At 34.0% G+C, this 5829-nt stretch carries 4 protein-coding genes; all 4 read left to right on the plus strand.

Translation table 11 applies throughout. The features are described from left to right. Nucleotides 1-1947, plus strand: a 1947-nt coding sequence (locus ACKOWY_RS08065) for a tetratricopeptide repeat protein (RefSeq protein ID WP_408940927.1), incomplete at its 5' end; no start/stop codon positions are given. A 45-nt stretch (nt 1948-1992) separates the two neighbouring features. Further along, nucleotides 1993-3774, plus strand: a complete 1782-nt coding sequence (locus ACKOWY_RS08070) for a TonB-dependent receptor (RefSeq protein WP_408940928.1) — start codon at nt 1993-1995, stop codon at nt 3772-3774. Nucleotides 3775-3792: 18 nt separating this feature from the next. After that, complete coding sequence (locus ACKOWY_RS08075; protein WP_408940929.1) at nt 3793-4236, plus strand: hypothetical protein; 444 nt, start codon at nt 3793-3795, stop codon at nt 4234-4236. A gap of 206 nt (nt 4237-4442) precedes the next feature. After that, a partial coding sequence (locus ACKOWY_RS08080; protein WP_408940930.1) for an ATP-binding protein occupies nt 4443-5829 on the plus strand: 1387 nt, incomplete at its 3' end.

Raw genomic sequence — 5829 nt, forward strand, 5'->3', positions numbered from 1 at the left:
GCTAAAATCAGTTATGAAATTGGAAATTCATATCAATCGGTGCCTGATGTATTGAATTCGTTTTTAACAAAATATCCAAACTCACCAAGTAAAAATGAATTGGAGAGTTTGTTAATCAATTCTTATATTACATCTAAAAACTACAAGGAAGCCTTAGTGATTTTGGAAAAAAATAATAATCCAGAAAATAAATTAGCTTATCAAAAGGTGACTTTTTACAGAGGTTTAGAATTGTATACCGATGGAAATTATCAAGAGGCCTTAAAGATGTTTGTTACTTCAATAGGAGTTCAAAAAGACGCTAAATTTTCGGCACGTGCTTCGTTTTGGAAAGCTGAAACAGAATATACTTTGGATAATTTCAAAGAGGCCTTGTTGAGTTTTAAACAATTTGAAGGAAGTGTTGAGGCGAAAAACACTCCAGAGGCAAAGAATCTAAATTACAACATTGCGTATTGTTATTTTAAAGAGAAAGAATACGAGCAAGCAGGAAATCAATTTCAATCTTTTATCGAATCCAATAAAGAGGATAAAATCCGTTTGAATGATGCTTATTTACGATTAGGAGATTGCCGATTTGTTACTTCCAAATATTGGCCTGCCATGGATGCCTACAATAAAGCCATTGAATTAAAAAGTGTGGATGCCGATTATGCGGCTTTCCAAAAGGCCATTAGTTATGGATTTGTTGGGAAAAATGAAAAGAAAATAGATGATTTTAATAAATTCTTACAGGCCTATAAATCGTCACAGTACCGCGATGATGCTTTATTTGAATTGGCAAATACTTATGTAGCCGAAAGCAAAACCGATTTGGCAATTAAAACCTACGATCAATTATTGTCAGAATATAAAAATGGTTCCTATGCGAGTAAAGCGATCTTAAAAGAAGGATTGGTTTATTACAATGCCAACAAAGATGAGTTGGCTATTGCCAAATTTAAAAAGGTGGCTGCCGATTTCCCTAAAACTCCCGAAGCATTAGAAGCGGTTACAACTGCTAGACTTATATATGTAGATAATGGGAAAGTAGATGAGTATGCCACTTGGGTAAGAACTTTGAATTTTATAGAAGTATCGGATGCCGATTTAGATAATGATACCTATGAGGCTGCAGAGAAACAGTATTTGCAAAATAACACCAAGCAAGCTATTTCTACATTAAGCGGGTATTTGGCTAAATTTCCAAAAGGGTTACATGCCTTAAAAGCAAACTTTTATTTGGCGCAATCCTATTATGCCGATGATTTGGAGGCCAATGCAGTTTCAAATTATGAATATGTAATTGCGCAGCCTAAAAGTGAATATACTGAACAGGCTTTAGTGCGTTTGTGTGAAATCTATTTGAAGAAAAATGATTTTGAAAAAGCAATTACCGTTTTGAATCGTTTAGAAACTGAAGCAGATTTTCCTCAGAATGTAACCTTCGCTCAAGCTAATTTAATGCGTTCTTATTATGAACAAAAAGATTATTTGAATGCAGTTGTTTATGCTGATAAAGTAATTGCCAACCCTAAAATAGACGACAAAATAAAAAGTGATGCTCAAATCATTGTTGCGCGTTCTGCAATAAAAGCGAATGACGAAGTGAAAGCGCGTTATGCTTATTCTGTTTTATTGAAAATCGCAAAAGGAGAACTAGCAGCAGAAGCGTTGTATTATGATGCCTATTTCAAAAACAAAGATGGAAAATTTGCCGAGTCAAATAAATCGGTTCAAAAATTGGCTAAAGATTATTCAGGTTATAAATTTTTTGGAGCGAAAGGCTTAGTGGTTATGGCAAAAAATTATTATGGTTTAAAAGATAGTTTTCAAGCTACAGCAATTTTAGATAGTGTTATCGAAAATTTCACTGATTTTCCAGAAGTAATTCAAGAAGCCCAAACGGAATTGGATGCTATTAAATCTGAAGAAAGTAAAACAAATTCGTCAATAGAAAATAAATAAATGTCACTTAAGCATAGTAAAGTGCTTCACTAAATGATAGAAATTATGAAAATCAATTTTCAACATAAAATCGCAATCCTAGTAGTTCTTTTAGGTTTCCAAATAGCTGTCGCTCAAAAGAAAGACGAAAACATAGGGACAGAAGTAGTAAATGTAGTAAAAGCATATACGCCAACCATTTCGGATGCCTTTAAAGTGAAAGAAACGCCAGTTCTTAGCGATGATGATAATTCGAAAAAAGAAACAATACAATATTCCATTTTTTCATTTCCCGTAGCTTCTACTTTTGCTCCAGCTAAAGGAAAAGCGGCTGGGGTAGAGAACGGGGCAAAAGAAAAGTTATTTAGCAATTATGCAACTTTTGCAGCCGGTACCTACGGAACTATTAATGCCGATTTATTCGCAACAAAAACACTTAAAAATGGGGATTATGTTGCTGCTATGTTGCGCCATATTTCCTCTCAAGGCGGAATTAAGAATGTCGCTTTAGATAACAATTTTTCAACGACCTCTCTAGATGCTACTTATGGAAGTAAATCAAATAAAATTTCTTGGAATGGTGATTTGGGTTATCAGCGTCAAGCCTATAATTGGTATGGATTGGATCCTGCTTTGTATGAAAATTTACTCCCAGCTGACAAGGATTTGTTTTTAGGTAAAATTAACCCGAAACAAGTATATCAAAATATATATTTAGGAGGAAGAGTAGCTTTGGCAACTGGAGTTTTCAAGGAGGTAACTTTTAAGTACTATCATTTTTCGGATAATTATGCTTCTGCAGAAAACCGATTTGTTGTGAAGCCAATTACTCAATTTGAAATTATGGATGTGAAATTAAAAACAAACTTTATTTTAGATTATGTAGGCGGAACTTTTCAAAAGGATTTTTACAATTCAACTTCATTGAATTACGGATCTACATTATTTGGTATACAACCTACTTTTAATTATTTCAAAAAAGAACTTTCAATTAATTTTGGAGTAGGAATTTATTATAATTCATTAGCACAAACGGAAACTTCGGAAGCGAAAAGTAAAGTTTATATTTATCCAAATATTGCAGGTTCACTTAATGTGGTTGGAGATTTAATGATTGCGTATGCTGGGGCAGAAGGGGAGTTGAAACAAAATTCATATCAAGGGTTTGTGCAAGATAACTTTTTTGTTTCGCCAACAATTGGAGTTGTACCAACCGATCAAAAATATGATGTATATGTGGGTTTAAAAGGAAAATTAACCAATACGATTGGGTATAATGTTCGTGGTTCTTTTAAAAATGAGGATAATAAAGCATTGTTTAAAAGCAATGGATATGAAGAACCTAACACGAATAATTCAGGTTACGGATTTGGTAATTCTTTTGGTGTAGTTTATGACAAAGTGAAAACTCTTAGTTTCTTTGGAGAGCTTAAAGCAGATTATTCAAAGAACTTGTCTTTTGGTGTGAATGGAATATTGAATAGTTACGGAATTCAAGATGAACAAGAAGCATGGAACCTGCCGGGTATGCAATTGAGTTCATTTGTTGATTATTCATTCAATTCAAAATGGTATGCAAGCGCCAAACTCTTTTTTGTAGGGCAACGAAAAGATCTTAAAGCAACACCAAGTATAGTAAATATATTCCCATCCGTAAGTTCTCCTGAAGTAGTTACCCTAAATAGTTACTTTGATTTGAATACACAAGTGAATTACAAACATAATGAGCGATTGACTTTCTTTTTTAAAGGAAATAATTTGGCAAACCAAAATTACCAACGTTGGATGAATTATCAAGTTCAAGGACTTCAAATCATGTTGGGTGCCAATTATAAATTTGATTTTTAATAACGCATCAATCTCTTAATGAAAAAACAAGTATTAGAACGGTACCATCAAATTCTTCAGGATCGCATCGATGTTTTTAGGGACATGATTTCGGGTTTAACCGAAGATGCGCAGAATGATGCTAAAGGGTCTGCTGGGGATAAACATGAAACAGCACTTTCAATGATGCATTTGGAGCAAGAAAAACTCAACCATAAGTTAAAGGAAATTTTAGATCAAAAAGCCATTTTAGATAAAATTGATCCGAACGTCAATCATAATAAGATAGCGCTTGGGAGTTTGGTTCAAGCAAACGGCATGTTACTTTTTATTAGTGCTGCACTTCCAAAAATTAATATTGATCAATCAACAATTATTGCAGTCTCACCCCAATCTCCTTTGGGCAGTAAATTAATAGGAAATTCAAAAGGATTTACATTTGAAATAAATGCATCTCAATTCACCGTTGAGAATATTTTTTAACTACTATTATTAATTTAAAAATGGAATACCAATTATCTTCTATTTTTTAGTTTTATAAAATAGATAATAAGCATTTCCAGATTAATTTATTAAGGTTTTATGTTAATAACTTCCACTATAAATTGCATAAATTGACTTTGTAATCCTTCCTGATTTAATATATTTGCGTGTTACACAAAAAATACATTTTTTTAGAATAAAATTATATGAGCGAAGAAATCAAAAAGAGCAATTATTCAGCAGATAGTATTCAGGCATTAGAAGGAATGGAGCACGTAAGAATGCGTCCGTCAATGTATATTGGAGATATTGGAGTTAGAGGATTGCATCACTTAGTATATGAAGTTGTAGATAACTCTATTGATGAGGCAATGGGAGGTCATTGTGATACTATTGGAGTTACTATTAATGAAGACGGGTCGGTTACTGTAGAAGATAATGGTCGTGGTATTCCGGTTGATATGCATAAGAAAGAAGGAGTTTCTGCGCTTGAGGTTGTAATGACCAAAATTGGAGCAGGAGGTAAATTCGATAAAGATTCTTATAAAGTATCAGGAGGACTTCACGGAGTTGGGGTTTCTGTAGTAAATGCACTTTCAAGACATATGAAATCTACCGTTTATAGAGACGGTAAAATTTACGAGCAAGAATACGAAAGAGGAAAAGCAATTTATCCGGTTAAACAAGTGGGTGAAACTACCAAAAGAGGTACCATGCAAACTTTTTATCCAGATGATACTATTTTTACTCAAACCGTAGAGTTTTCTTACGATACACTTTCTGCTAGAATGCGTGAACTTTCGTTCTTGAATAAAGGGATTCGTATCACATTTACAGATAGAAGAGAAGTAGATAAAGATGGAAATCACTTAAGTGAAGTTTTCTATTCGGAAGAAGGATTGAAAGAATACATCCGTTACTTAGATGGTAACCGTGAGCCAATTATTTCTCATGTGATTTCTATGGATCACGAAAAAGGAGAAATACCGGTTGAGGTTGCTTTAATTTATAATACAAGTTATACCGAAAACATCTTTTCGTATGTGAATAACATTAATACGCACGAAGGAGGTACGCACTTACAAGGGTTTAGAACGGGTTTAACTCGTTCGTTGAAAAAATACGCAGATGCTTCTGGAATGTTGGAAAAACTGAAATTTGAAATTTCGGGAGATGATTTTCGTGAAGGATTGACAGCAATTGTTTCGGTTAAAGTATCAGAACCACAATTTGAAGGACAAACAAAAACCAAACTTGGTAACAGAGAAGTTGTTTCTCCGGTTAGTCAGGCGGTAAGTGAGATGGTAGAAAATTATTTGGAAGAAAATCCAAATGATGCTCGTATCATTGTTCAAAAAGTAATCCTTGCAGCTCAAGCTCGTCATGCAGCTAAGAAAGCACGTGAAATGGTGCAAAGAAAAACCGTACTTGGTGGAGGTGGTTTGCCAGGAAAACTATCAGATTGTTCTGAGCAAGATCCAGCACGTTGTGAGGTATACCTTGTGGAGGGAGATTCGGCAGGTGGAACTGCAAAACAAGGTCGTGATAGAGCATTTCAAGCAATTTTGCCTTTAAGAGGTAAGATTTTGAATG

Source organism: Flavobacterium sp. (genome assembly GCF_046073885.1).
In the GTDB taxonomy this organism is placed as follows: Bacteria; Bacteroidota; Bacteroidia; order Flavobacteriales; family Flavobacteriaceae; genus Flavobacterium.